This window comes from Sphingomonas sp. VDB2, assembly GCF_047946695.1.
GTDB classification, from domain to species: domain Bacteria; phylum Pseudomonadota; class Alphaproteobacteria; order Sphingomonadales; family Sphingomonadaceae; genus Sphingobium; species Sphingobium bisphenolicum.
The window spans coordinates 3,062,058-3,087,166 of the sequence record NZ_CP159615.1 but is presented as its reverse complement, the minus strand read 5'-3'; the positions used below and the strand labels follow the sequence as shown (position 1 = coordinate 3,087,166).

The 25,109-nt window shown below is 61.6% G+C and carries 36 protein-coding genes and 2 tRNA genes; 29 read left to right on the top strand and 9 right to left on the bottom strand.

Translation table 11 applies throughout. From position 1 onward, the window contains the following. The 8 genes from ABT375_RS15400 to ABT375_RS15365 form a co-directional block, all read right to left on the bottom strand. Window positions 1–234, bottom strand: a complete 234-nt coding sequence (locus ABT375_RS15400; protein ID WP_416463231.1) for a hypothetical protein — start codon at window positions 232–234, stop codon at window positions 1–3. Window positions 235–302: 68 nt separating this feature from the next. Continuing rightward, a complete protein-coding gene (locus ABT375_RS15395; RefSeq protein ID WP_416463229.1) occupies window positions 303–668 on the bottom strand; it encodes a hypothetical protein in 366 nt (121 codons plus the stop codon). Beyond that, window positions 665–1,006, bottom strand: a complete 342-nt coding sequence (locus ABT375_RS15390; protein ID WP_416463227.1) for a hypothetical protein — start codon at window positions 1,004–1,006, stop codon at window positions 665–667. The genes ABT375_RS15395 and ABT375_RS15390 overlap by 4 nt, the downstream gene beginning before the upstream one ends. 13 nt (window positions 1,007–1,019) lie before the next feature. After that, complete coding sequence (locus ABT375_RS15385) at window positions 1,020–1,349, bottom strand: hypothetical protein (RefSeq protein WP_416463225.1); 330 nt, start codon at window positions 1,347–1,349, stop codon at window positions 1,020–1,022. A gap of 1 nt (window position 1,350) precedes the next feature. Next, entirely contained in the window at window positions 1,351–1,521 is a 171-nt protein-coding gene (locus ABT375_RS15380; protein WP_416463224.1) for a hypothetical protein, read from the bottom strand. After that, window positions 1,518–1,946 carry a hypothetical protein gene (locus ABT375_RS15375; protein ID WP_416463223.1) on the bottom strand — a complete coding sequence of 143 codons (429 nt, stop codon included), beginning with the start codon at window positions 1,944–1,946 and terminating at the stop codon, window positions 1,518–1,520. Before ABT375_RS15375 ends, ABT375_RS15380 begins: the two co-directional genes overlap by 4 nt. Continuing rightward, complete coding sequence (locus tag ABT375_RS15370) at window positions 1,943–2,383, bottom strand: hypothetical protein (RefSeq protein WP_416463221.1); 441 nt, start codon at window positions 2,381–2,383, stop codon at window positions 1,943–1,945. Before ABT375_RS15370 ends, ABT375_RS15375 begins: the two co-directional genes overlap by 4 nt. 154 nt (window positions 2,384–2,537) lie before the next feature. Continuing rightward, the gene (locus ABT375_RS15365) at window positions 2,538–3,179 is read right to left on the bottom strand and encodes a helix-turn-helix domain-containing protein (RefSeq protein WP_416463220.1); all 642 of its coding nucleotides are present in this window, start codon (window positions 3,177–3,179) and stop codon (window positions 2,538–2,540) included. Between the two features lie 95 nt (window positions 3,180–3,274). Here ABT375_RS15365 and ABT375_RS15360 point away from each other — a divergent pair, with 95 nt between their 5' ends. From ABT375_RS15360 to ABT375_RS15330, 7 genes are read left to right on the top strand one after another with little or no spacing between them, the layout of a single operon-like run. Beyond that, complete coding sequence (locus tag ABT375_RS15360) at window positions 3,275–3,481, top strand: hypothetical protein (protein WP_416463218.1); 207 nt, start codon at window positions 3,275–3,277, stop codon at window positions 3,479–3,481. Between the two features lie 5 nt (window positions 3,482–3,486). Then, on the top strand, window positions 3,487–3,711 hold the full coding sequence (locus tag ABT375_RS15355; RefSeq protein ID WP_416463216.1) for a hypothetical protein: 225 nt from the start codon (window positions 3,487–3,489) through the stop codon (window positions 3,709–3,711). After that, window positions 3,708–3,908 (top strand): hypothetical protein, encoded by a 201-nt coding sequence (locus ABT375_RS15350; protein ID WP_416463214.1) that lies wholly within the window; start codon window positions 3,708–3,710, stop codon window positions 3,906–3,908. The genes ABT375_RS15355 and ABT375_RS15350 overlap by 4 nt, the downstream gene beginning before the upstream one ends. Next, window positions 3,895–4,341, top strand: a complete 447-nt coding sequence (locus ABT375_RS15345) for a hypothetical protein (RefSeq protein ID WP_416463212.1) — start codon at window positions 3,895–3,897, stop codon at window positions 4,339–4,341. The genes ABT375_RS15350 and ABT375_RS15345 overlap by 14 nt, the downstream gene beginning before the upstream one ends. After that, window positions 4,338–5,453 carry an ATP-dependent DNA helicase gene (locus tag ABT375_RS15340; protein ID WP_416463210.1) on the top strand — a complete coding sequence of 372 codons (1,116 nt, stop codon included), beginning with the start codon at window positions 4,338–4,340 and terminating at the stop codon, window positions 5,451–5,453. Before ABT375_RS15345 ends, ABT375_RS15340 begins: the two co-directional genes overlap by 4 nt. 26 nt (window positions 5,454–5,479) lie before the next feature. After that, complete coding sequence (locus ABT375_RS15335; protein WP_416463209.1) at window positions 5,480–6,436, top strand: CHC2 zinc finger domain-containing protein; 957 nt, start codon at window positions 5,480–5,482, stop codon at window positions 6,434–6,436. Further along, the gene (locus ABT375_RS15330) at window positions 6,433–8,025 is read left to right on the top strand and encodes a hypothetical protein (protein ID WP_416463208.1); all 1,593 of its coding nucleotides are present in this window, start codon (window positions 6,433–6,435) and stop codon (window positions 8,023–8,025) included. Before ABT375_RS15335 ends, ABT375_RS15330 begins: the two co-directional genes overlap by 4 nt. 251 nt (window positions 8,026–8,276) lie before the next feature. Here ABT375_RS15330 and ABT375_RS15325 read toward each other — a convergent pair whose 3' ends face one another. Further along, window positions 8,277–8,684 carry a hypothetical protein gene (locus ABT375_RS15325; protein ID WP_416463207.1) on the bottom strand — a complete coding sequence of 136 codons (408 nt, stop codon included), beginning with the start codon at window positions 8,682–8,684 and terminating at the stop codon, window positions 8,277–8,279. 637 nt (window positions 8,685–9,321) lie between these two features. Here ABT375_RS15325 and ABT375_RS15320 point away from each other — a divergent pair. The 22 genes from ABT375_RS15320 to ABT375_RS15215 all read left to right on the top strand — a co-directional run bounded on the left by ABT375_RS15320 (window position 9,322) and on the right by ABT375_RS15215 (window position 25,097). Continuing rightward, window positions 9,322–9,396 (top strand) — tRNA-Thr (locus tag ABT375_RS15320). Between the two features lies 1 nt (window position 9,397). Further along, window positions 9,398–9,474 (top strand) — tRNA-Met (locus tag ABT375_RS15315). Window positions 9,475–9,487: 13 nt separating this feature from the next. Continuing rightward, window positions 9,488–9,715 carry a hypothetical protein gene (locus ABT375_RS15310; protein WP_416463206.1) on the top strand — a complete coding sequence of 76 codons (228 nt, stop codon included), beginning with the start codon at window positions 9,488–9,490 and terminating at the stop codon, window positions 9,713–9,715. Further along, the gene (locus ABT375_RS15305) at window positions 9,712–9,885 is read left to right on the top strand and encodes a hypothetical protein (protein ID WP_416463204.1); all 174 of its coding nucleotides are present in this window, start codon (window positions 9,712–9,714) and stop codon (window positions 9,883–9,885) included. Before ABT375_RS15310 ends, ABT375_RS15305 begins: the two co-directional genes overlap by 4 nt. Beyond that, window positions 9,878–10,180 (top strand): HNH endonuclease, encoded by a 303-nt coding sequence (locus ABT375_RS15300; RefSeq protein WP_416463203.1) that lies wholly within the window; start codon window positions 9,878–9,880, stop codon window positions 10,178–10,180. Before ABT375_RS15305 ends, ABT375_RS15300 begins: the two co-directional genes overlap by 8 nt. A gap of 152 nt (window positions 10,181–10,332) precedes the next feature. Then, window positions 10,333–10,743 (top strand): P27 family phage terminase small subunit, encoded by a 411-nt coding sequence (locus tag ABT375_RS15295; RefSeq protein ID WP_416463201.1) that lies wholly within the window; start codon window positions 10,333–10,335, stop codon window positions 10,741–10,743. After that, a complete protein-coding gene (locus ABT375_RS15290) occupies window positions 10,736–12,547 on the top strand; it encodes a terminase large subunit (protein WP_416463200.1) in 1,812 nt (603 codons plus the stop codon). Before ABT375_RS15295 ends, ABT375_RS15290 begins: the two co-directional genes overlap by 8 nt. A gap of 149 nt (window positions 12,548–12,696) precedes the next feature. Continuing rightward, entirely contained in the window at window positions 12,697–13,863 is a 1,167-nt protein-coding gene (locus tag ABT375_RS15285) for a phage portal protein (RefSeq protein ID WP_416463199.1), read from the top strand. Continuing rightward, window positions 13,832–14,728: a head maturation protease, ClpP-related gene (locus tag ABT375_RS15280; protein ID WP_416463197.1), complete on the top strand. Its 897-nt coding sequence runs from the start codon at window positions 13,832–13,834 to the stop codon at window positions 14,726–14,728. Before ABT375_RS15285 ends, ABT375_RS15280 begins: the two co-directional genes overlap by 32 nt. A gap of 21 nt (window positions 14,729–14,749) precedes the next feature. Beyond that, on the top strand, window positions 14,750–15,994 hold the full coding sequence (locus tag ABT375_RS15275; protein WP_416463196.1) for a phage major capsid protein: 1,245 nt from the start codon (window positions 14,750–14,752) through the stop codon (window positions 15,992–15,994). 51 nt (window positions 15,995–16,045) lie between these two features. Then, window positions 16,046–16,363: a hypothetical protein gene (locus tag ABT375_RS15270; protein ID WP_416463195.1), complete on the top strand. Its 318-nt coding sequence runs from the start codon at window positions 16,046–16,048 to the stop codon at window positions 16,361–16,363. 51 nt (window positions 16,364–16,414) lie between these two features. Further along, on the top strand, window positions 16,415–16,939 hold the full coding sequence (locus ABT375_RS15265; RefSeq protein WP_416463194.1) for a head-tail connector protein: 525 nt from the start codon (window positions 16,415–16,417) through the stop codon (window positions 16,937–16,939). Next, a complete protein-coding gene (locus ABT375_RS15260) occupies window positions 16,939–17,295 on the top strand; it encodes a head-tail adaptor protein (RefSeq protein ID WP_416464915.1) in 357 nt (118 codons plus the stop codon). The genes ABT375_RS15265 and ABT375_RS15260 overlap by 1 nt, the downstream gene beginning before the upstream one ends. Continuing rightward, on the top strand, window positions 17,295–17,831 hold the full coding sequence (locus tag ABT375_RS15255; RefSeq protein WP_416463193.1) for an HK97 gp10 family phage protein: 537 nt from the start codon (window positions 17,295–17,297) through the stop codon (window positions 17,829–17,831). Before ABT375_RS15260 ends, ABT375_RS15255 begins: the two co-directional genes overlap by 1 nt. After that, complete coding sequence (locus tag ABT375_RS15250; RefSeq protein ID WP_416463192.1) at window positions 17,828–18,226, top strand: hypothetical protein; 399 nt, start codon at window positions 17,828–17,830, stop codon at window positions 18,224–18,226. The genes ABT375_RS15255 and ABT375_RS15250 overlap by 4 nt, the downstream gene beginning before the upstream one ends. Before the next feature lie 25 nt (window positions 18,227–18,251). Next, window positions 18,252–18,458, top strand: a complete 207-nt coding sequence (locus ABT375_RS15245) for a hypothetical protein (RefSeq protein WP_416463191.1) — start codon at window positions 18,252–18,254, stop codon at window positions 18,456–18,458. Window positions 18,459–18,517: 59 nt separating this feature from the next. Next, complete coding sequence (locus ABT375_RS15240) at window positions 18,518–18,967, top strand: hypothetical protein (protein WP_416463190.1); 450 nt, start codon at window positions 18,518–18,520, stop codon at window positions 18,965–18,967. A 107-nt stretch (window positions 18,968–19,074) separates the two neighbouring features. Continuing rightward, complete coding sequence (locus ABT375_RS15235; RefSeq protein WP_416463189.1) at window positions 19,075–19,500, top strand: hypothetical protein; 426 nt, start codon at window positions 19,075–19,077, stop codon at window positions 19,498–19,500. Window positions 19,501–19,637: 137 nt separating this feature from the next. Further along, a complete protein-coding gene (locus ABT375_RS15230) occupies window positions 19,638–19,931 on the top strand; it encodes a hypothetical protein (protein WP_416463188.1) in 294 nt (97 codons plus the stop codon). Window positions 19,932–19,948: 17 nt separating this feature from the next. After that, window positions 19,949–23,440 (top strand): hypothetical protein, encoded by a 3,492-nt coding sequence (locus tag ABT375_RS15225; RefSeq protein WP_416463187.1) that lies wholly within the window; start codon window positions 19,949–19,951, stop codon window positions 23,438–23,440. Further along, window positions 23,437–24,927, top strand: a complete 1,491-nt coding sequence (locus ABT375_RS15220; protein ID WP_416463186.1) for a hypothetical protein — start codon at window positions 23,437–23,439, stop codon at window positions 24,925–24,927. Before ABT375_RS15225 ends, ABT375_RS15220 begins: the two co-directional genes overlap by 4 nt. Next, a complete protein-coding gene (locus ABT375_RS15215) occupies window positions 24,927–25,097 on the top strand; it encodes a hypothetical protein (RefSeq protein ID WP_416463185.1) in 171 nt (56 codons plus the stop codon). Before ABT375_RS15220 ends, ABT375_RS15215 begins: the two co-directional genes overlap by 1 nt. Window positions 25,098–25,109 lie beyond the last annotated feature (12 nt).

Below are 25,109 nucleotides of genomic sequence, written 5' to 3'. Positions count from 1 at the left end.
CTATGCGGCGTGGGGTCGGGCGGGGAAAAGCGCTGTGACTGTGGCGGACTCGCCGCCGCCGGGACCGTCGGGATCGTCATCAAATTCCCATGGCCCCCAATATGACCACTCGCCGCAGCGGTGATCCTGATGGACGGCGGGAAAGGAATACTGACCGCCGTCTTCCAGTTCGGCATCCGCAATCCAATGCGGCGGATTGCGGCGGCACAGGCCGATCTTGTCGGCGCGCAGCATGGCACCGGGTCGACGGCTTGACGGGTTCACGCCGCTTTCGAGGAAGTGGGCGCAGTGAAGACAGGAGGTCATAGCGTCACGCCCTCCAATAGTCCGGGGACCGCTGCCTTCAGCTTCGCGCCTTGCGACAAGCCGACATCGATCAGGTCCAGCATCTCATTGATGATGGCGGTCCTGTCCGTGCCGACAAGCGGACCGGCAGTCATCGGGCCGGTAAGGTCCAGCTTCGAAATGCAATCAGCCACATCGCGCGCGGGGAGAGCAATAACGGCCAACGCTGCCGCTGTATGGACGTCTACCAGCGCATCGATTTCTTCATTCGTGTACGGATCGGGCAAGTCGTCAATCGCCGTCTGGGCCAGATCGACGGCCGTCATTGCGTGGGACCAGATCGCGTCCAGCGGGTGCGGCTGCTTGATGATGATCCAGGTCATGGCCGCGCCTCCATCGCTTCGAGGCTCTGGATCGCAGACCATATAGTTTCGTTGATCGTGTCGTCCGCCGCCAGCATGTCGGCAAAGCCGGGCACCTCGGCGCCCAAGGCTGCGGATTGAAGCCACGGTTCTGACGCGTTCAGGTACAGGGCATAACGGAGCTTGGCGGCGATCGCGGCTGGCGTGTCTCCGATGCAAGTCGAGAGCAGATTTTCGTCCGCGCGGCTCTGCTCAGTCGAAGGGGCATCGCCATACTGCTTCCAAGCATCACTGGAAAAGCGCTTCCATGCGTCGATCAGGATGGTCGGTGCGTGCGGTGGTGGAGATGGTTGGGTCATATCGATCCCTCCCTCAAGCGTGGTCGATGACGACGCGATCAACCTGCTCGATGAGCAGGGACAGCGTCGTTTCGGGGGCTGTGCCATGATCGTCTAGAATGCAGACGATCTTGCGCAGCATGTCTTCGGCGGCGTCCGGCACCCAATCGTAGAGGGCGTCACGGGCCGCCCTGTGGCGCGCGACCGATGCTGCATCATCCTCATTGTAGCTGTGGAATGCGGCCTGATATTCAGGGATCGGATCATAGACCGAGCAGACAAAGCGCTGCGCCATGGCGGATGGTGCGACGGCGGCGATCGGCGCGGCAACAGTCGCTGCCAGGACTTGGCGACGTGTGGTCATGTCACTTCTCCTTTGGGAAGCGCGTGAACGCGATGAAGATTTGGAGGCCGAACCATTCGAACATGAAGAACCCGCCATCGCCGCCGCGTTCGTCTTTCAGCGACGCGCCGCCATGAGGACCCCAGTGATACCAAGGCTCGATCGCGGCGATGAACTTGCGGAGGCGGCTCACGACGCTGCGCTCCCGCTGGGGGCATAGATGCCGACGACAGGGCCAAGCACCTTATCAGCCATCATGTATTCGTCGGGATACCAGCCATCTGCCCAGTGGATAGGGCCAGCATAAGAACGAAAAGACCATGCGGCCTCGCCATCACGCTTCAAATGCTTATGCGCCTCGGCAAGCGAGCAAGTCCGCCTGGTGAGCGTGCTGTGCCCCGGTGCGATCGGGTTGCCGCCATATTCTACGACGTAGAGCTTGCCGTGTTCGGGGATCGATTTCGGTTCGTCCGCGAAGACGGCGACTTCGCCTTGGCGGAAGAGCGGCATTGTGCTGTTGTCCTTGACGGCGTGGGCCCGCGCCCAAGGCGGGATCGCCGTGAAGACCTCCAGCGCGATCGAGGGCGGTTCGGCCGCCACCAAGGCGAGCGCGGTCACTTCGACACCTTGAAGATATAGCCGTAGGCGCTGCCGATCTTGCGAAGATGATCGAGGATCTGCGCGCGACCGCCGTCAACCAACTTGAAGTGCTTCACGAGTTCGTCGCAACGCTGGCGGCGTTCGATCAGCAGCTTGTCGCAGGGATGCGAGACTTCGATCTTGTCGCCGTCCTCGGTGCGAACGCACATGGCAGTCACGCCGATGTCGCGCAACTCGTCGGTCCAAGCCTTGCCATATGCCGCTGGGTCGTTCGCAACGGCCCAGTCGAGTGCGGCTAAAGCGTCAGCCGATGTCCGTCCGGTGGTGATGTCGGGCAGCGGGCCAAAGGCATCGTCGCTGTCGTCCATGCGATGGGTGCCGAGCATCCGCTCTGGCGGGCATAAGGGTGCTGCTCGCGAAGCGTCATCGCTCCGCGCCTTGGTGGCGTCGGCCATTTAGGAAACTCCTGTCTGAGCGGCCCGCTTGGCCCATAAGGGCGGCGGGTCTGGCGCTTGCCGGACAGGGTTGGTTACCAGTCCCGGCTAACGAGACTGGTTAATACGCACCGTTGGTGCGCAACGTCAACAGGAAAATTGCACTGTCAGTGCACTACAGCAGAACCGTCTTGATTGGGGTCGTCATGTCGATCGTAACATCAGACATCGGCGTGCCATTTAGCGGCAGCACGTGATAGCGGTCCGGCTGCGTTCCAGGCAGCGCTGTTCCGATCGCGATGATATAACCGTCAGGTACAAAAACCCCAATTACCGACAGAACACCAACCGCCGGGTGGTCGGTCATATCCTTCCAGCTGAATAAGAACTGCGATCCCGGGGGAATAGAAAGGTTCAGAGAGGCCACACAGGTAACAGAGTTGTATCTGTCTACCGAAATAGCTTCGCCCTCTACCATAATCTTGCGATACGCACGCTGCTTCAAAACGCGAAGACCATCAAATGATGGAAGTAGCGTCATGTCCTTCTTCTCCTTGGTGGAAGCATCGACAATAATGCCGACACTGTTCACCAAGCCGAACTCATCAATTGCTTCATCATTTTCGTCGTGAATAAGGTCGGCCGGCTTGCACGCGAGCGCCTCGCTAATTTTCAGTAGCCAGCTGGTTGTTAACTCCCTCTCGCCGCGCTCGAGCTTGCCGACCATGCTGAGAGTAGCTTTGATCTTCGAAGCGAGCTCCGACTGAGAGAGCCCCGCGATCTTGCGCCGTTGTGCGATAAAGTTTTGCATAGCCATGGTTCCGCCATGCACCAGCAGTGCATTTCTAGCAACTGCACCCTCAGTGCATTAACCCTCTTTTCAAAAGCGCACCGATAGTGCACATTGATTGGATGACCCTTCTCGAGTTCATCCGTTCGTCGGATTTCACATTCGCCAGCTTTGCAAAAGAGATTGGCGAAACTGAAAACATCGTTCGCAAATGGGCTTATCGCCAACGGCAGCCCACCCTTACGCGCGTTATCAAAATTGAGGACGCCACGAAGGGGATGGTCAAAGCCAGAGATCTGCTGGTTCACGTGCCCGCCGAGGCGGAGTGACCGCGATGATAGTCGCGAACGACACTGCGCATCGCTATCCGGCCGCGCACCATATCGCCAGTCACGAAGATCCCGAAGAGGTGTGCGAATTGCTTGCCCATATCTTCGAGTATTACCCAGACTTTCGTGACGTCGCTAACGCCCTCATAGACCGTTACGCGAGCGCATTGCTTTCCTTCGAGCTTGTTGATGCCGTCTTCGCGGTGAACAACTGGCGGTGGCCCCAATGAGGATGTCACGCCAGAAAGAGGCGATCACCGTAGCATCGGCCCGCGCGCAGCTAAAGGTCATGCTGGCGAACGCCCGCTCGCTGGAACATCTGGCGATCGACCAGCTCGCGCGCTCTTATCGCGTCCCGCCCAAGGAAATTGAATATGAACTGACCGTCGCCCGGCAGAAGCGGGAGGCGCGAGATGAGCGCCGTTGATATCTTCGCCGCGCTGGCAGGTGACGACGCGGACGAACCTTGGTTCATCGAACCAAAGGACAGCGATCCTGAGCCTGAGCTGAAGCGCCAGATGGCATTCCTGTCGATGCTGGCGCGGCTTGGTCCGTCATGTGACGCCGTCGCCATCCCGAACGCTGGCAAGGCAACCGATTGGGAGCGCGTCCAGCGTTGGCGTGAGGGCGCGCGGGCTGGTGCGCTTGACCTGATCATCACGTGGTCGGTGGATTTGCCAGGACATGGCGTATTTCTGGCTGAGTTCAAGGACGGCAAGAAGATGCCCTCGCCTGCCCAGCGCGATCGGTTGAACCGCTATCACCGGCAAGGCCATGGCTGCGGCGTGTTCCGTAAGGCGGAAACGCTGATCGATCACCTGCGCGCTGCTGGCGCTCCGATCGCGGAGGCGCGGGCATGAACTTGGCTCCTCAACAGGAAACTGCGGTGAAGAAGGTGTCGGCGTGGATCGGCGACCGTTATTCTATCGATCCGTTCAAGCTATTCGGTGTCGCGGGCACGGGTAAGACGACCTTGGCGCGCCTTATGGCGGAGAGCGCATCAGGCAAAGTCCTGTACGCCGCATACACCGGGAAGGCGGCGCTCCAGCTTCGCCGCAAGGGTTGCGCGGACGCCAGCACCATCCATAGCCTCATCTATAAACCGGAAGTCGATGATGCCACCGGCGAAGCGACTTTCGTCCTCAACCCGGATAGTGATCTGGCCTCTGCATCACTGCTCATCGTGGACGAAGTGTCGATGGTGGACGAAGCAACCGCCAAGGATCTGCTGAGCTTCAAGAAGAAAATTCTGGTGCTGGGTGACCCAGCACAACTGCCGCCTGTCAAAGGCGAAGGCTTCTTCATCAACGGCACGCCCGACGTAATGTTGACCGAGGTACATCGCCAGGCACGCGATAACCCGATCATTCGCCTGAGCATGGATATTCGCGAGGGCCGATCCCTTACGCCTGGCCAGTATGGGGAAAGCCTTGTTATCCAGCGCCAGCACGCGGATCAGGACCATTTACGCGATTTGGTAGTGAACGCCGATCAGTTGCTATGCGGTTTGAACCGGACGCGCGTTTCGTACAATCGCCGGGTCCGCGAGATAAAGGGCCTTGGTGGCGGCCGGGATACTTGGCACCCCACATTCGGCGACCGGCTTATCTGCCTGCGTAATAATAAGGAAAAAATGCTCTTCAATGGCGGGCTGTGGCGCGTGGAGCGTGCCCGAAACATGGGCCGCTACCTCGAAATGGTCGTGACATCCGAGGACTATGATCGTTCGCCTGTCTGCATTCGCGTCCCTGAACAGTTCTTCAATGGCACAGAGCAGTCGCTCGACTGGCGCAGGCGCCGGGAAAACGATGAGTTCACATTCGGCTGGGCCATCACCTGCCATAAGTCACAAGGGTCGCAGTGGGACGACGTGGTCGTTTTCGATGAAAGCCGCGCATTCCGCGATGACGCTTCTAAATGGCTATATACCGCCGTTACTCGGGCCGCCGAGAAGGTGACGGTGGTGGTATGACGGGCCGCTGCAAACCGCGCGATGACATGGCGCTGCCCGACGCCAAGGCTCAGCACAATATCTCGGACCTGATCGCCCGGCATGTGAAGCTGCGCAAGCGTGGCACGCAGATGGTCGGCCTTTGCCCGTTCCATCCTGACAGGACGCCGAGCTTCGAGGTCAGCGATGCCAAGGGTGTCTATCACTGTTTCGGCTGTGGCGCGCATGGGGATCATGTCAGCTTCCTCATGGAAAAAGAGGGCATGACGTTCCGCCAGGCCTATGAGGCTCTGACGGGTGACAACTTCCCGGTGGTGCCGCCCGAAGAGCAGGTAAGGCGCAGGGAGGCGGATGCTGCCGATGTTGCCCGTCGGATCGAACTGGCTCGATCGATCTGGAAGGGTGCCGGTCCGCTGGCAGGCTCGATCGGCGAGCGGTACGTTCGAGCACGGGGCATCCGTGTGCCCTTACCCGGCTCTATCCGGTTCACCCGGACGCCGCGATGGTACGACCATGACACCGGGCGGGTCGGCCCCGATCACCCTGCCGTCGTCTGCGCGCTCCAGAACGGTGCCGGTGCTGTCGTCGGGGTTCAGTGCATCTTCCTGCGACCCGATGGTGGGGGGAAGTATGAAAGGCCGCCCCGGAACGGTAAGAAGGTCAGGGCCAAGCTATCTTTCGGAACTGTCGTTGGCTCAGCAATCCGTCTGGGGCCGATTGCGGATGACATTATCGTCTGCGAGGGGCCTGAAGATGGCTGGACGCTGATGCAGGAATTGCCCGGCCGCTCCGTGTGGGTCGCCTGTGGCACCGCCATGATGCCCCGGATGGAAATGCCGCCCGGCGTCCACTCGATCACGCTGGCGGGCGACAATGGCCACGCGGGACAGATCGCCGTCATCAACGCCCGAACCGCCTATGCCGCCCAAGGTCTGGGCGTCTCCGAGATATTTCCCGAACCGCCGTTCAAAGACTGGAACGACCAATTGCAGAGGATTTCATGATGTCCGATGATGACACGGTCATCAGCATCCGCGACCATTTTGAGAAGGCCCGGAAACCCCAAAAGGACGAGCGCGGCCGGACAATCGAGATCCGGCCTGACGCCCTTCATACCATTGCGAGCGAAGCTGAAGCAGCACTGATTGATGCCGGCGCGCCCTTCTATGTTCGCGGCGCGGGCGGCATCGTCAGGCCTGTAATCGACGAAGTTGCGGCAGCCGACGGAAAGAGGACCAAGGTTGCCCGGCTGACGCAAGTATCCGCGATCGGCATGGTCGATTATATGTCGAGGTCGGCGCATTGGGTGAAATACAACCAGCGCAAGAAGGATCTGGTCCCGACCGATCCAACTGGCGAGATCGCCAGCATCATTTTGAACCGGGAAGGCGAATGGCTGTTCCCCGCCATCGCAGGCGTCATCACGACGCCAACGCTGAAGCCAGACGGCACGATCCTGTCAGCACCCGGATACGATCCCCAGACGCGCCTGCTTTTGGTCGAGCCGCCAAAGCTCCCACCGATCGCAGCTAGGCCCAGCCGCGACGATGCGCTTGAAGCGCTGCGGACGCTGAACAGCCTGCTGGTCGATTTCCCTTTCGTGGACCAGACAAGCCATTCGGTGGCACTGTCAGCGCTGATCACGCCGGTTGCCCGCGGCGCCATGGCAGTAGCGCCCATGCATGTCACATCGGCTCCTACGCCCGGATCAGGCAAGTCTTACATCATCGACCTGGCGTCGTGCATCAGCACGGGCGAACCCGCGCCGGTGATCGCCGCGGCGCCCAAGGAAGAGGAAACCGAGAAGCGCCTAGTCGCGGCCCTGATCGGAGGGCAGGCGATTATTTCCATCGACAACGTCAATGGCCAGCTTGGCGGCGATCTGCTCTGCCAGATGATCGAACGGCCCGTCGTTCAGCCGCGCATTCTTGGCTCGTCCAAACTGGTGAAGATCGAGAGCCGCGCAACCTGCTTCGCCACGGGCAATAATATCCACCTAGTTGGCGACATGACGAGGCGTGCAGTCATTTGCATGCTCGACCCTGGAATGGAGCGTCCCGAACTGCGCCGCTTCAAGTCGAACCCGCGCCAGACAGTAATGGCAAACAGGGGTAAATATATAGCCGCCGCCCTGACGATCGTGCGCGCCTATGCCTGTGCCGGACATCCCGATCAAGCTCCGCCGCTAGCCTCGTTTGAGGAGTGGAGCAAGGTGGTTCGCTCCGCCTTGATCTGGCTCGGCTGTGACGACCCTTGTGCTTCCATGGAGGCAGCGCGGGATGACGATCCGGTAACGTCTTCACTCAGATTGGTGCTGGGCACATGGCACGGCGCGGTAGGCGATAGTTGGAAAACCTCTGCGGAAATCAAACAGGTAGCTGAATCGCGAATGTTTGAAGCCTTAGCCCATCCGCATCTCAATGAGGCTCTAAAAGAGGTCGCTGAGGACAAGCGTGGGGACATTGGAACGCGGCAACTCGGCAAGTTCCTGATCAAGTACAAAGATCGCGTGGTCAACGGCATGAAGCTGCAATCGAAAGACGATGGCCATGCAAATGTGAAGCTTTGGTCGGTAAGAAAATTGCAGGAATGAAGAATTTATTTTCCATATTTGCGAGGTTTGCGAGGTCGCTATGATGCTTAGTCTCAATATTGGCGCGCGAGGTTTGCGAGTTTTGAATGGTATGTTTCAGCCTACATACGGGATTTAGCAGTGCCAAATTATATATATAGGGTGAAACAGACCCGCCAAACCATGCAAACCTCGCGACCATTTGAAGGGTGTGCAGCATGACCGACCGGTGGTGCATATTGCGGACGAACGGCCCGAAGACGTTGCCTCTCCTAGACATGCTCACGATCGAGGGCTTCGAGGCCTGGACGCCTCGGCGCATAGTGCGCCGCCCGGCGCCGGGGCAAGCTCGCCAACTCGTCATGGGTCAGACACGCCGAAAGATCGAGGTGCCAGTGCCCATCCTGTCCGGCTTCGTGTTTGTGCGGGAAGGGGCCGAGGACGATCTGGCCCGCTTCGCGTGCAGCCCCAGGACGTCGCATCTGCCGTTCAGGGTTATGCAGCGGTGCGGACACGCTGCGCTTGTAAGCGAGCGTAGCGTTGCCGGCCTGCGTGAGGCCCAAGACATCGCAGATGCCGCGACGCAGGCGGAGCGTGATGCCGAGACGCGAGAAGAAGCAATCCGCGCTCGCGCTGAACGTCTTGGCACTGAGCGCGCGCGGCGCAAGGCGCTTCGTCAAGTCCGCAAGTCCTTCGCGCCCGGGGACAGGGTCACGGTGGCAGATGTCTCAGCGCTGGCGGGGCTGGAGGGGTCAATTACGGAGAGCAACGGGACGAGTGCGGTAATCGACTTTGGGGGCATTCACACGATGACGGTAGAGGCTTGGCGCGTCCTGCCTGTTGTGCTACGCATCGATCAACCTTAATTGGGTGCCGCTGCCATAGCAGCCGACGGGGCTAGACGAACTGGGGCATTGACCCTTGCGCTCCCCGACCAAACTACTGGACGCCGCTGGGCGGGCAGTAGGACAGCAGCGCAATGTCTGAAATTCTCGTTCCCGCTCTGACTGGTTTGGCCCCGTCGTTTGACGGTTCCAGTTATCGGGCTTGGTCGGTGGAGGTTCCGGGTTCAAGTCCCGCTCCGGGGTGTAAGAGACTCCGGGTTAGCTCAACTGGATAGAGCGCCACCGACCATTCAATTGCCGCTTTGGATTGGGCTTACCCGGTCGGCGGCACGGTGACGCGGCGACCTCACAAGGGTCGAGCGAAGAACTGAGTGGCGCAACCTCCGAGTGTTGCACAATGCGTGATATCGAGCGCACCATCAGCCCCGCTTGAAAGCCGGTAGTTGCGCACCGGCCCGCGTCACACACTTCTGCTGGGGTAGCTCAACGGTAGAGCCACTCACTCGTAATGAGGAGGTTGCGGGTTCAAGTCCCGCCCCTAGCTCCATAGCCGCATAGAGCAGTCCGGTAGCTCGCCAGCCTCATAAGCTGGAGGTCGCGGGTTCAAATCCCGCTGTGGCAACCAGTTCGGAGGCAGCATGATTAAGGTGAGTGACGATCTGATCGTTAATCCCATGCATGTCGCCTCCATCTCCTGGGATCGCGGTCATAGCTATACCGCGATGCTGATCCACATGGCTGACGGCACGAAGCATCGGTTGCGGCATAGCCCATCGCCCTATGGCGGCACCGACTGTTACAAAGCCGAGGCCGCGATCGTCGCGGCATATGACAGGGCAATTGAGGCGTCCGAGCGTTTGGCATGAGCCAGCGCCCTCACCCAGCCGATCAGATGGAGCGCCTTGCCAGCGAGCTGCACATGCTGGCCTTTGACATGCGCGAGCCCTCCCGGTCGCATGATCGCGTCGAGCGGATCATAGACGATGGCGAGCGGATAGCGGCCCAGGTTCGGGCATTGGTGCGCGGACGTGGTTGAACGCCTTCGCGGTCGCGCTGGGCAGGAGCAGCGCAAGCGCCGCCTGGCTCGCACCGACGGCCTATGCGAGCGGTGCGATGAGCGCGGCCTGACTGTGTTCGCGACGGTGGTCGACCACATCAAGCCGCTGGCGCTGGGCGGTAGTGACGAGGATGAGAACACCCGCAATTTGTGCGACCCTTGCCATGTCGAGGTCACCGCCGAACAGTTCGGCCATGCCCAGCCCATCAAGGGCAAGGGCATCGGGCGTGACGGTCGACCGACCAGCGCGGACCACCCATGGAACAGGGCGTGAACGCGCAACATTATACCCCCCCCGGGGGTCGAAAGTTGCGAGGCGGCAGGCCCCGGACACCGAGCCTGCCCACCGTGCGCACCGAGATCAAATTTTGAGGGGGGAGGGTTTCGGCCGGACGCCCGGAGATGACGATGGTTGACCTTGTCGAGTTGCCCGGCGGCGACGGCGTCCCGCCCGAGCCCAACTGGCGCGCGATTTTCGGACGCGCGGGGGATCGCTCTGCGGCGGCGGACTACTGGAAATCGTTGATCAGCGAGATACGCGGCGCCGAAAAGCTGGCTGTCGCGAACGCGCATTCGATCAAGCGGCTGGTGGTCGCCTATGTGACCTATGACATTTCGGCGCGAGAAGTGCTGAAAATGGGACCGGTCATCAAGGCCAAAAAGACTGGGGTGCCTACCTATAACCCCTGGTGGACGACGATGAGCAATGCCGCCAGCCAGGCTGCCGCGCTGGAAAAGGAGCTTTGCGTGTCGCCGCGCGATCGTGGAAACGGTGCTAAGGTCGAAAAGAAGGTCAAGCGACAGGCGGGCGGCGGATATCTGAGAAACCGTGGCTAATCGCTTCCTCTCCGACCCCGACCCGACGACAGCATGGGCGAAGGCGGCTGTCGACGGCAAAATGTTTACCTGCGGCGAACTGGTCCGCCATGCTGCCGAACGCCACCTTCGCGATATTCGCGACGGCGAGCGCCGGGGCATATTCTGGCGGCCGGATGCTGCGGCGCATGCGCTGGAGTTCCTGCCATCCGTTTTCCAGGTGACGGATGGCCCCAGCGCGGGCGAGCCCTTCTATCCGCTGGAATGGCACACGTTTGTGATGGGTTCGCTGTTCGGCTGGCGCACAGCAGCCGATCGCTGGCGGTTCCGCTCCGGTTGGCTGGAGACAGGCAAGGGCCAGGCCAAATCGCCGCTGATGGGCGCGATCGGCGTCTATATCATGGGATGGTGCGAGATCGCCCGCGCCCAATGCTATGCCATCGGCGAAGACAAGGCCACGGCGAACGTCCTCTTTCGCGACGCTGCGGCGATGTGCCGCGCCGATATTCCCGGTGGCGACGAGGGCGAGAGCCTTGAAGGGCTGGGAGAGGTCGTCATCCGCGGCGAGTTGGAGAACGCCTGGAAGATCGAGCATCCTGATAGCGGTTCGTTCTTCATGCCGATCGCCAGCGGCGAATCTCAGTCCGGTCCCCGCCCCTCCTATGTCGCGGGCGATGAGATCCACGAATTCAAATCGGAATTGTCGCTGCTGACCTGGAAGGCAGCAATCGACAAGGTTGCTGGTAATGCGCTGATGCTGCTGGGCACGAACACGCCGGGCAGCACCCAGCATGTCGGCACGTCCTATTCGCAGATGTATCAGTCTATCGTGAAAGGCGAGGCGCGCGACGATACCGCGTTCGCGTTCATCGCCCGGATCGACAAGGCCGACCGGGAAAACGTGTTCGAGAATGAGAAGTGCTGGCAGAAATCCCTACCGGCGCTGGGCGAGACGTTCCCGATTGAGAATATCCGGGAAACGGTCAACTCCGCGAAGCTACGGCCATCGACCAAGTCGAGTGTAAAGCGGCTGTATTTCGGCATCGACACCGCCGCTGCCGACTTCTGGATCAACGAAGAGAAGTGGTCGGCGGTACAGAGCGTGGTCGAGGCGCGGGCCATGCGGGGGCGCAAATGCTGGCTGTCGCTCGACCTGTCGCAGAAGAACGATTTAACGGCGCTGTCGGGCACCTGGGAACTTCCTGACGACCTGATCGCATCAAAGACATGGTACTGGACGGCGCGCGAAGGCCTGGAGGACCGCGCTGATACCGACAAGGCGCCCTATCTCGACTGGTTGGAGGATGGCTATCTCACCGCCACGCCCGGCCCGACGATCGATTATACCTATGTCGCGATGCAGGTTGCCCAGCTCCACGCCGAGCATGATGTTGAAGCCCTGGTCGTTGATCCGGCCTTCCTGACCTCCTTCACCGACGCCTGCGACGAGATCGGGCTTGAATGGTGGCTGTGGGAAGGCCCCGGCAAGCCAGAGGGCCGCGGCATCAAGATCGTGAAGCATGCCCAGGGCAAGCGCATCATGTTCGAAGATCGGCAGCTGTGCATGCCGCACTCCATCACCCGCACCGAGGATCGTATCCTTGATGCGAAGATCCTGATCGACGCCTCGCCGGTCACATATTCCTGCGCCGCCAACGCCGTGTTGGACACCGATGGCCAGGGCAACCGGGCCTTCGACAAGAAGAGATCGCGCGGGCGCATCGACGGCATGGTCACTATCGCAATGGGCGTCGGCGCTGCGACGGCCGCCGAGAAACCGAAGAAGAAGTCGGTCTACGCCTCCCGCGGCGTTCTCAGGCTGTAGGAGGGCGAATGGCTGGCTTGTCGCCCAATGATTACATCCGCGCTTCGGGCGGCCGACGCTCATACGCGCCGCCTGCGCTGGTCGCGGCCCGCCCCACGGTCGCTGGTCCGATCGTTGCCTATGATACGCTGAATCTCTCGGACCCTGCGTTGCCGACACTGATGCGGGAAGGTCGAGCCGGGGTTACCGGTGTCGTGGTCAACGAGCGCAAGGCTCTACGCAACAGCACGTTCTTCCGCGCCATGTCGCTGATATCCGGCTCCATGGGGATGCTTCCCCTACACCTGATGCGGCGCAAGGCGGACGGCACCACGGAAAAGGCCAAGGACCATCCGCTTTTCAACGTGCTTCACCGACGCGCGAACACCTATCAGACTGCTGGCCAGTTCAAGAGCTACATGCAGTTGGTCGCCCTGCTGGACGGCAATGCCTATGCCATGAAGGTCCGCTCGCGCGGCGCGGTGCGCGAGCTGATCCCGCTGGCGCGCCGGTCGGTGAAACCAAAGCTATCCGACGATTTCAAGCTGACGTTCGAATATACCCGCCCGAACGGTGGGGTGACGACGCTACAGCAGGAGGATATTTTCCATTTCCGTGCGCCGCTGACCCTGGATGGGCTGAACGGCGTGTCATTGGTCGACGTCTGCACCGACACACTGGGAATCGCCGCCAAAGCGCAAAGCGCTGCCGCGCGGATGCTGACCAAGGGCACGATGGCACGTGGCGCGCTAGAGAGCGATCAGACGCTCGGCGAAGAAGCCATCGAAAACCTGAAGGCCAGCCTCCGCGAGAATTATGCCGGCGCCGAGGCGCAGGACGACTGGATGGTGCTGGAAGAAGGGCTCAAGGCCAAGCTGTTCGCCTCCACCGCGCGTGACAGTCAGCTACGCGAACTTATGCAGGGCGAGGCGGAAGAGGTGGCGCGGTTCAGCGGAGTCCCCCGCCCGCTGTTGATGTTCGATGAGACGAGCTGGGGCAGCGGCATCGAGCAGTTGGGCCTGTTCTTCGTCACCTACTGCCTGATGATGTGGTTCGTCATCTGGGAAGAGGCCATCTGGATGTGCCTGCTGAGTTCGGCCGAGCAGGACATCATGTACGCAAAGTTCAACGAGGGCGCCCTTCTTCGCGGCTCGCTCAAAGATCAGGCCGACTTTTTCGCCAAGGCGCTCGGGTCCGGCGGCGGGTTCGGCTGGATGAAGCAGAATGAAGTGCGCAGTAATTTCGATCTGAACCCGGAGGACGGCGGGAACGACCTTCCCCGCCCCGGCACGACGGCCGAGGCGATTGCGAAAGAGGATCAGGCAGATGCGGCATAACGGGCTCATTAACGTATTTGCGGGGCGGCCGCCTGAGATGCCTAATCTCGGATCGGGCGCCGACTGGCAGTTCGAGACGAAGGCTTTGGCGCCCGACTTTAAGCGATTCGAGGTGAAGGCTGCGGCCGAAGGCAATTCTACCATCTCGATTTTCGACTATATCGGCGACGATGGCGACGGCGGCGGGGTGACCGCCAAGCGCATTGCCGCCGTTCTTCGACAATTGCAGGGCAAGCCGATCACGGTCGAAATGAACTCTCCCGGCGGCAATTATTTCGAAGGCGTCGCCATCTACAATCTGTTCCGCCGGCATGATGCAGCCGTTGACGTAGAGATTTTGGGCGTGGCGGCCTCTGCCGCTTCTGTCATTGCAATGGCTGGCGACACCATCTCGATTGCCGCCAATGCCGAGATCATGATCCATGAAGCTCGCGGGCTTTTCCTTGGCACCAAGTCGGACATGCGCGACGCAATCGACACGCTGACACATATCGACACGGCCATGTGCGAAACCTACGCTGCGCGGTCGAAGCGCCCGGTAGATGACTTCACGGCGATGATCGAGGGCAAGGACGTCTATTTTCGCGGCCAGGAAGCGATCGACGCTGGCCTGGCAGACCTGCTTATGGATCGCGAAGCCCAGATGCCGGTCTATACGGCAGCCGCCGATATTTTCCCGAGCGACAAGGAGTCTCTCGATCAGTTTCTCGCGAAGCACCACATGCCGCGTTCCGAGCGGCGTGAGATGTACCGCGCGATAGGGATCGTCACGCCGCGCGCTGACGATGCCGACGATGCCACGCACAACGCTGGCGATGACGTGGAGGCGGATTTCTCCGTCCTTCTGAAGGCCATGAAGGCCTAACCCCAACACAGGAAACTGCAAATGACCAAGACGACGCTCCTGCGCAGCACCGCTGCGCTGGGCCGGGGCCTCATCGCCGTGCGCGCGGAAGCCCGGACCCCCGCCTCTATCGCAGAATTGGCGACCGCCTTCGAGGCGTTCAAGGCCACTCACACTCAGCAGCTGGACGAGATCAAGGCTGGCAAGACGGACGTCCTGACGACCGACAAGCTGGAAAAGATCAACGCTTCGCTGGATGAGATCACTTCGGCGATCGATGATCAGGCCAAGCAAATCGCTGCTGTGAAGCTGAACGGCAATACGCCCGGCGACATGGAGCCGACGAACCCGGAATATGTGACCGCGTTCAAAGCACATATGCGTCGTGGCGACATTACCGCGGCCATGTCTGTCGGCACTGCCGCGGACGGTGGTTATCTCGCACCGGTCGAGTGGGACCGCACCATCACCAACAAGTTGAAGCAGCGCTCGCCGATCCGCGAGAATGCCCAGGTCATCACGATCGGCGGCAGCGGATTTTCGCGCGTCTATAACGACGGCGTGATCGGGAGCGGCTGGGTAGGTGAAACCGCAGCGCGGCCGGCCACCGCTACGCCCGGCCTGACCAGCCTTTCGTTCGCCACCGGTGAACTCTATGCCAATCCGGCAATCACGCAGACGGCGCTGGACGACGTTGCGCTGGATCTGGAAGAATGGCTTTCGGGCCAGGTCGACGGCGAGTTCGCCATTCAGGAGAATATCGCTTTCCTGTCCGGTAACGGCACCAACAAGCCCGATGGCGTGCTGACCTACGTCACCGGCGCCGCCAGCGCCGCCAAGCACCCGTTCGGCGCGATCACCGGCAGCACCGCGGCCGGTGCCGCGGCTGTCACCACCGACGAGGTCATCGATCTCGTCTATTCCTTGCCCAGCGAGCGGAACGGCAACGCGAAGTTCTACCTGAACCGCTCGACGCTGGGTAAGCTGCGGAAGCTGAAGGACGGCCAGGGCAACTATATCTGGCAGCCCACTTATGTTGCTGGCGAGCCGTCGACCCTGGCGGGTTATCCGGTGGTCGAAGTGCCGGGCATGCCCAATATGGCGACCGGCCTCGTCTCGATGCTCTTTGGCGACATGTACATGACCTATCTGGTCATCGACCGTATCGGCATCCGTATCTTGCGCGATCCGTTCACCAACAAGCCCTTCGTCCACTTCTACACGACGAAGCGCGTCGGCGGCGGCGTCCAGAACCCCGAATATATGCGCTTCCTTAAGCAGGCGTGATCCTGACGGCGGGGCTTCGGCCCCGTCGCCTACCTATGCAGGAGACATAAGATGACCATCAAGAAGTCCGTCGATACCAGCGACGTGAAGCTGTCCGACGTGCCCGGCGAGGCTGACACCAAGGCACTCAAGGTTGATGACCTGGCACCTGCCACCGATGTCGCGGCATCGGGCGCATTGATCGAGCCGACCATTGTCGAGCGTATCGACACCGCCCACCCCGCAGTGGACAACGAGCCGCGCAAGGGCGCGACCATCGCCAGCAACCAGATCGACTTCAACACCCCTTCCGGTCTTACCACCCTGGAAGACGAGGTCGTGAAGAATCTGGGCGGCGCTCCGAAAGCCGCCGAGGACGAAGAAAAGTGATGGTTGGCGGGCGGCTGATGCTGCCCGCCAGCCCTTTACCGGAGGCGCTGCATGGCAGAACCGATCACCCTGGAAGATGCCCGGCGCCAGCTTAACATCTGCGACGTCGAGGATGACGCATTTCTGACCGATGCCATCGTTGACGCGCGCGGTTGGATCGAGGGCTACACTGGCCTCATCCTGACGCGGCGGACTGTGACGAAGGTGCTGCCCAGCTTCTGCGACGCCCTGAAGGCATGGCCGATCGTGTCGATTGACAATGTCGCCTATGTCGATACCTCGCGAGCCGATGCAGTGCTGGCCAGCGATGCCTATTTCGCTCAGATCGCCGCCCGCCCCGCGCGTCTGGTGGCTACCTCATGGCCGGCGATCTATCCGGCCAGTCAGATCACGGTCACCATGACCGCGGGCTTCGCCTCGCCCGCCGATATCAAAGAATTTTCGCCGAAGATCATGCGGGCCATGCGAATCCTTGTCGCCGGCTTCTACCACGACCGCGAAGGCGGCGACGTCTTCGTGAAGGCGGAGAATGCGGCCAGGGGCCTGTGCCGCGATTATCGGCGGCTGTGCGTCTGATGGCACACCCCTCACTTTCCGCTGGCCGCCGAAATCGCCGGATTAAAATCCAGCGTCCTGTGGCTGACAACAGCTTGAAGGGAGCCGGATCAGGCCGGTGGAAGGATGTGGCGACCGTTTTTGCCGAGGTGCAGGATGTGCTGCCATCGCGTGGCGAGCAGGTGAGTGAGGGTATGACCACGGCGCGGCGGCCTGCGCGGGTGCGGATGCTGTATCGCGAGGGCCTCACGCCCGACATGCGCTTCGTGATGGGCGATCGGATCATGCAAATAATAGGCGGCCCCGCCGAACTGGGTTTTCGCGAGGGGCTGGAGTTCATGGTCGAGGATTATCGGCCCGCTGGGAACCCGGCCTGATGGCCACGTCGCGCGGCAAGGCGGCGGTCAAGCGCTACATGAACGATATCCCGGAAGCCGTGCGGGAGCGCGTCCTGCGCGGCGCGGCGCGCGCGGCGGGCACGATCGTCGCGACGCGGGCCAAGGAATTGTCCGTCTCATCGGAAGTGTCGGACAAGATCAAGGTCCGGACCAAACGCGAAGACGGCAAGATCATCGCCCGCGTGCAGGTGCTGATGGGCAACTATAATCTGCCGCTGTGGCTGGAATATGGGACGGACCCACATTTCATCAGCGTGTCCGACAGCCAGCGCCGGGGCCAGAGCGTCCGGCGGATCAATTCGAAGGTGCGCGAAGAGGGCGGCAATGCCTCGCTGGTTATCGGCGGCAACTTCGTCGGTGCGACTGTCTTTCACCCCGGCGCGCGGGCGCATCCATTCCTTCGCCCGGCGCTGGACATGGAGGAAGCGGACGCGATCCGCGCTGCGCAGGCCTTTATCAGCGCACGGGTCGCGCCGACCGGCATCACCGGATCCGATCAGGGTGACGAACCATGAGAGGCGTCGAGATCGTGGGCACGCTGTTGCGTGAGTATGAGCCGCTGGTCGCCCTGGTTCCGGTGGCATCCATCAAGGAAGATATGCTGCCGGAAAATCAGCTTGGGATCGTTCTGAAGTCGGTCAGCCTGACCGATCGTCAGACGCTGGCCCGCGAGCCGCTGGTGCGGTCGGTCGAGCGCGTGTCGGCCACGGTGCGCGCCGTCAGCGTTGCCGATCGCGACGCCAGGCTGGTGATGGTCCGTCGGTGCCTCACTTTATGGACCGGCAACATCCTGGGCGACGCGCAGCGCATTTCTATCCTGTCCGCCGGCGCAGGGCCGAGCCTGTTGGGGCCGGGCAATAGCTTCGAGCGAACCCATGACTTCCGTGTGTCCTACGACGCGCCACGCTGAACCCTTTACGAACAGGAGACGTAACATGACCGATGCCAGGAAAAAGGAAGCCTTCATCATTCGCGATTTCAAAGACAGCGGGACAGAAACGGCCTTTGCTGGCGGGTCGATCGTCGCGATCGAGGAAGGTGCGTTCGCCAATTACGAGGCCGCTGGCCTGGTACGGAAACCGACAGCCGACGATCGCAAAGACGCCAGCAAGCCTGCGGCCGCATCCAGCGCCGCCGCTTGACCCATCTTCGGCAAGAGAATCGTGCCGGTTGAGCCGGCTCGCCCAACAGGAGACACATCATGACTGCGCAAACTGCTGCCGGTTCGACAATCGCCATCGGGGCTACACCGCCCGCGACCTTCGACGCCGCAGGCTATGCAGCGCTGACACTGACCGAAGTGGGCGGTGTCGACAAGATCGGCACCATCAGCCCCACCTTCGCCAAGGTCGAATTTCAGCCGCTGAAGGGCGCGAAAGACAAGTTGAAAGGGTCTTACGACTCCGGCTCGCTTTCGCCGTCCATGGCGTTGGATATGCTCGACGCCGGGCAAATCCTGATGCAGACGGCCGCGGCCGACAAGACGCAAAAGCTTTATCCCTTCAAGGTGACCCTGCAGGACGGCGCCAAGCGTTATTTCATGGGCCGCGTGTTCGGGATGCCCGAAACCATCGACAGTTCCGACACCGTCGTCATGGCCAATCCGACCGTCGAGATTTGTAGCGATGTCGTGAAGGTCGCCGCCTCCTAACCCCATTTCCGCGCCGCATCGGCTCGGATCACTGCGCATCGACCCGTCTCGCGCCTCGCGGGTCACGGGGCGGGTCGATGTAACCCAAAACCCGCGAAGGACTATCCATGGACATCACCACCCAGGCCGTTGCGGCCACCGCTCCCATCCACCTCAAAAGCGCGACCGGCGACCTGCTCTATTCGAATGGCGACACCAGCAAGCCGTGCCGCGTGATCGTCTATGGTCCCGGCTCCGAGCAGTTCGCGATGATCGAGTCGCGGCAGACCAGTCGCGTCCTAAAGCGCATGGCCGATAATGACGGCAAGCCTTCCGCGGTGCCGCCCATTGAGCGCAACGCCGAACGCGCCGAGGATCTGTCCGCCATCACGGTGGCGTTTGAAAACTTCACCTATCCGCCCGCTGGGGACAAGCAGGGCGCTGAGTTGTTCCAGGCCTTCTATGCCGATCCGAAGCTCGGCTATATGGCGCAGCAGGTGATGAAGTCGGTGCAGGACTGGGGAAACTTCAAGCCCGGCTCAGCCGGGAACTGATCCTCGTCATCCGGCAGATGGCGTGGTTCAACGCCACGCCCAAGCCGGACCCACGCAGTCGGCGCGGGCAGCGGGATATTCCAACTCCCGCGTTGAGCCGCGCCGAGCAGCGGCGCCGGGATGGTCTTCCGGTCCCGATGCCAACCAATCCCGCGCCGCATATCATCAACCGGCTGTTGGAGATCGGCCTGACGGAAGCGGCAGGCATGGGCGCGGCGCCGCTGAGCTGGGTCGCCATCAACGCATGGCAACAGGCGACAGGCGTTCGCCTGTTGCCCTGGGAGGCGCGCCTGCTGCGCAAATTGTCCGTCGAATATCTGGCAGAGAGCCGCCGCGCCGAAGCCGAAACATGTCCGCCGCCCTGGCGCATGGTCGTGACCGCGCGCGAACGTGACGTAGAAGAACGGCGCCTGCGGGCGCTTTTGGGCTGAACACCGAAAGGGTCAAGATGGCAGATTATGACGTCCCGACCCTGGAGGTGGGGTTCGCGATCGAGACGGGCGCATCATTCGACGAATTGACGCGCCTGCAACAGGTCATGGAAAGCACCGAAGGCAAGGTGCTGGCCGAAGCTACCAAAATCGAGCGCGCGACTGGAGGCATGGTGAAGCTGGGCGGCGCTACGTCCCAGATAACCACCTTCGGCAACGCGGCGAGCCGCGAACTGGCCAATGTCGCTCGGGACACCAATCGCGCTGAAAAGGCCGGCGAGAGCATGGTTCGGCAGCTGGAACGGCAGATAGAGGTGTTTGGTAAAAGCGCTTCTGAGATACGACAGATGCGCGCGGAGATGAAGGCTGTGGCGGCGGAGAGCCAGGGCCTGACCGAATTGGCGTCGCGGTTGCGCAGCGCGAGTGCTGAGATCACGCGAATGGAACATGCTGCCAAGAACGCGGCTGGGGCTTCGAACGCATCACGGGCGGCGGTGCAGAATCTTGGCTTTCAGATGTCCGATTTCAGCGTCCAGGTGATTGGCGGGACTTCTGTCCTTCGCGCCTTTGCGATGCAGTTCCCGCAGGCGACCGGTGCGCTATCGGGGTTTGAAGGCAAGTTGGGCACAGTCGGCCGCTTCCTTAACGGCCCATGGGGCATTGCTATCACGCTAGGCATCACGCTGCTCGCCGGGATGGCGGACAAGTTTTTCGAAAGCGGCGAAGCTGCCAAAAAAGCGGCGGACGGCATGAAGGAATTTCAGACGCGCCAGTCCGACATCGGCAATTTCATCGATCAGGCCACCGGCAAGCTGATCGAACAGAACCGTGTCCTCGTTTTGAACGCGATCCTGACCCGGAAAAAGCAGATTGCCGACAACGAGGCGGCCATGTCCCAACAGCGAAACGCTGCATTTGCAGCAGCACGCAATGCCCGGATCGATGTCGCGGGCAATCCGCAGTCCTGGGACCCCGACATTGCGGCGGTACAGCGTGTGCTTGACCCAGATGTTCAGAGGGCATTAGCCGCAGCCGGCGGCAATATCGATAAGCTATCGCAAAGCTTGGCGCGTCTGGCACAAACCACCCGCCCCGATCTCAAAGGCCTCACTCTGGATATAACTGGCCAGGCCGGGGCTGCTATCATAGCTCAGCGCGAAAATGAAAAACTCAGCAAGGAGCTGCGAGGCTTGGCGGGTGACACCTCTGCCCTCGCCCGCGGCACCACGAGCCTGATCGAAAAGCAGGTTGGCTTCGCCACCGCGACGACCGCGGTTGAGCGTGCGCGTGCGAAGCTGGCGCTTGTGCAGCAGGGTGCGGCAGCGGCCGATAAGGCTGGCGGCGCCGCCCTCGTGAAATATCGCGACGACCTGACCTCCGCGATGACGGCGGTCAATGCAGCAGAGGCCGCGCAAAAGGCCGCGCAGGCTGCGACGCGCGGCCACAATAAGGAGTTGCGCGAGGCAGCGCGTGCGGCGCGGGAAGCGGCGGCGGAATATGAAAAGTTGAACAAATGGCTGCTGGAGGGGCGCCTTACTGCCCAAGGCAATGTGCAAAAACTGGTCGCGGACATGCTAAAACAGCATCTGGAATGGGGCCGAGGAATACAGACTGTCGGCGAAAAGATGATCGAGCAGGAGCAGGATCGCGCCAAATTGCTGGAAGCCGAAAAGCAGGGCCAGCAGGATATACTGGACCTCTATCTTCGCCAGCTCGACGTCATCCAGCAGATTGGCGGAGCTGCCGGGACGATCGCTGGCTTCGTAAGTGGCCTCTATACTGGCAACTTCTCCAGCGTTGGAGGGAGCTTTGGCAACCTTCTCCAGGGCGTCACCGGCATGGTGGGCAAGGACGGGTGGGATAAAGTCACGAGCAAGCTGGATCAGATTTTTGGCGGCAATGGCTCTTTCGCGAAAACGATGGGCGGCCTTCTGAATGGCGGCGCGACGGGATCGGCGGCCAGCAAGCTTTTGCTGGGCAGCCAGGGTAGCAGCATTGGATCGTTTATCGGCGGCGCGTTCGGTGAGAAGCTAGGCGAGAAATTCCTAAAGACCGGACTGGAAAGCCTAGCCAAGGGCTTGGGCGATTTTGCGGGGCCGATCGGCAGCATCGTGGGTGGCCTAGCCGGTGGGATATTGGGCAAGCTCTTCAGCGGCACAAAATATGGCTATGCGAGCGGCATCAACGTGGGTGCGACCGGCGGTGTCGATTACAATCAGGTCAGCAATAGCGGCGGTCGTTATTCTGCCGGCCAGAGCATGGCGACTGCATTCGGGTCATCCCTCTATGATATCGCGAGCGCGCTCGGCGGCGGTCTGAACAGTGGCCTCAATCTCGGGTCGCTCGGGATGCGCAACAAGAAGTATATCTTCGATCCGACCTCCGGCACATCTGCTGATCGCCAATCGTTCGACACGGCGGAAGAAGCCATCGCGGCGGCGATCCAGAGCGCGCTCGATAAGGGCGTCATCACCGGCATACGCGCATCGACGCAGCGCCTGCTCAGCGCCGGCGGTGATCTGCAATCCGCCCTGGACAAGGCGGTGCAGTTCGAAAGCGTTTTCACGGAATTGAAGGCGATGACCGATCCGGTCGGGGCAGCGATCGACACGCTGGACAAGCAGTTCGCCAAATTGCGCGCCGTGTTTGCCGAGGCTGGCGCCAACGCGGCGGAATATGCCGATCTTGAACAGCTCTACCAGTTGAAGAAGGTCGAGGCGATCAAGCAGGCGAACAGCGAAGCGGAAGAACTGAGCCGGGATCGGCGCACGCTGGAAGCACGCATCCTTGAATTGCAGGGCAAGGATCTGCAGTCGGTCGCGATGCTGCGCCAGATCGAAATCGAGCAGATGGACGCGAGCCTGCGTCCCTTGCAGCAGCGGGTATGGGCGATGGAGGATGCCAGCGCGATCATCGAAAAGATGCAGCCGCTGGTCGATTCGTTGCAGGCCTATCGCGATACCCTGTTCGGCCAGGACGATGGCGCGCTGTCCTACCGTGCTGCCCTCATCAAGCTGATGCAGACCGGCGGGCTTGCGGCCGGGGGCGATGCCACCGCGCTGGCCAACCTGCAGGGCGTCAGTCAGGATTTCCTGACATCGGCGCGAAACAATGCGTCGAGCATGGCCCAATATCAGCGCGATGTCGCGATGGTCGCGCGCTATGTCGACGGCGGCATCGACGCGGCGCAGAACCAGATCGACGTGGCGCAGGCAACGCTGGACGCGACCAACGCCAGTGTCCTGCTGTTGACCTCGATCGACGACACGCTGCGCGCCGCGGCGGACGCCGCCGCGATCCCCTCCAGTAGCGCGACTGGCAGCGCCGGCAGCACGGCGGACCTGGGGGCCAAGATCGACGCCCTGAAAGCCGAGCTGGAGCAGATGCGCGCCGATAACAATGCAGGCCATGCCGCCACGGCAGGCAATACCGGCAAGCTGGTGCGCACGCTGGACAATGTGACCGCGCAGAGTGGCGGCGACGCCCTTTCGACGGTGCCTGCGGCATGATGGTCGTGCCCCCCGTCATCGTGACGGACGCCATGCTGACGGCCAGCAATGTGCCGGAGACCGACCATCCCGAATGGTCGTCCAGCACCACCTATCCGCTTGGCTATCGCGTCATCAAGGCGGCGGTCCACCGCGTCTATGAAAGCGTCGCGGTCGAGAATGCCGGTCATGATCCCGAAGAAGAAGCGAGCAGCTGGTGGATCGAAGTCGGCGCCACAAATCGATGGGCCATGTTCGATGAGGGGGTAGGATCGGCAACGCGACAGACGGACAGCATCGCCGTCACGATCGCGCCGGGTCAATATGTCGATACCGTCGCCATCCTCGACACGGACGCGGTCACTGTCCGGGTGCAGGTGTCCGTCGGCGGGTCGGGTGTTTATGACGAAACACTGACGCGGGAGGCCGACCAGGCCAATCTGATCTTTCGGGATTTGCCGATCGATTCGGCCGCCTCGATCAGCGTAACGGCGTCCGCTAGCGGTTCTTCCGCCTATGTGGAGATCGGGACGCTGATCGTCGGCGCGATCGTCGACCTGGGCATTACGGAAACCGGCCCCTCGGTCGCCATCACCGATTTCAGCCGGCGCAATACCGACGATTTCGGGACCACCACGGTGGTCGAGCGGGGATGGGCCAAGCGGATGGGCATCCGTTCCCTGATCGACGCCGCTGACGCGGACATCGTACAGCGTCGCCTTGCCGCGCTGCGCGCCCGCGCCTGCCTGTGGATCGGCGAGGAGGAATATGACAGCCTGACGATCTACGGCTTCTTCAAGGATTTCTCGATCGACCTGTCGCTGGTCGCGAAAAGCTATTGCACCTTGACGATCGAGGGGCTGACCAATGTGCCGCCGCTGCCTCAATCGCCGATACAGGAAGCGATCGACGGGCTGGAGGATCTGCTGATCAAGCCCGCGCCGGACTATATCGCCAAGGCCGTGTTACTCATCAAGCCGAACGGCCGTGTCGGCGCGATCATGCTGACCAACAGCCAGATTCAGACCGGCTTCGACGCAGAGCTCGATGCCCTTCGGCTGTTCAAGCCGGGCACCGACGACCTGTTGTTCGAGGTCGGCGATGACGGCATCGCCATGAACGACGTGCAGGTGAACCGGATCAAGGCTGGCACCGGCAACAGCGCCCAGTTCGGCAGTGCGACGGCATCCGGATCGCTGGCGGGGACCGGGGCGGCACAGGTCGTGCTGAGCAAGTCGGTGACGCTGCTGGCCCCCGGTTCAATCCAGGCCGTCGCGGCGGTGGCGACGGCCTATAGCGGCACGCCGGCGGCCGCCGATCTGGCGTTGTATATCGACGGCACCGAAGTCTTCTCGGCCGGTGGCGCGGCCGCCGCACCTGCGGTGCCGTTGTCGGGATCGAAGAGCGGCCTTGCCGCCGGCACCTATAGCGTGGAGATCATGTTCAATGGACCATCGACCATGACCGTGAACGGCCGCAACATCGCCACCACGATCATCTACGACTGATGATTGTCGTCTTCTTCGCGCCGTCGGACGGCCGCATCATCCAGTGCGATACTGGTCCGGACTTCGAGATCAAGGCCGACGGTCGGCCCTATGTCGAAGTGGACCAGTATCGCGGCAACTGGGATGTCACCCATCGCGTCGTGGACGGCGCGCTGGTGCCGATCAGCTGAACTAACCGAAAA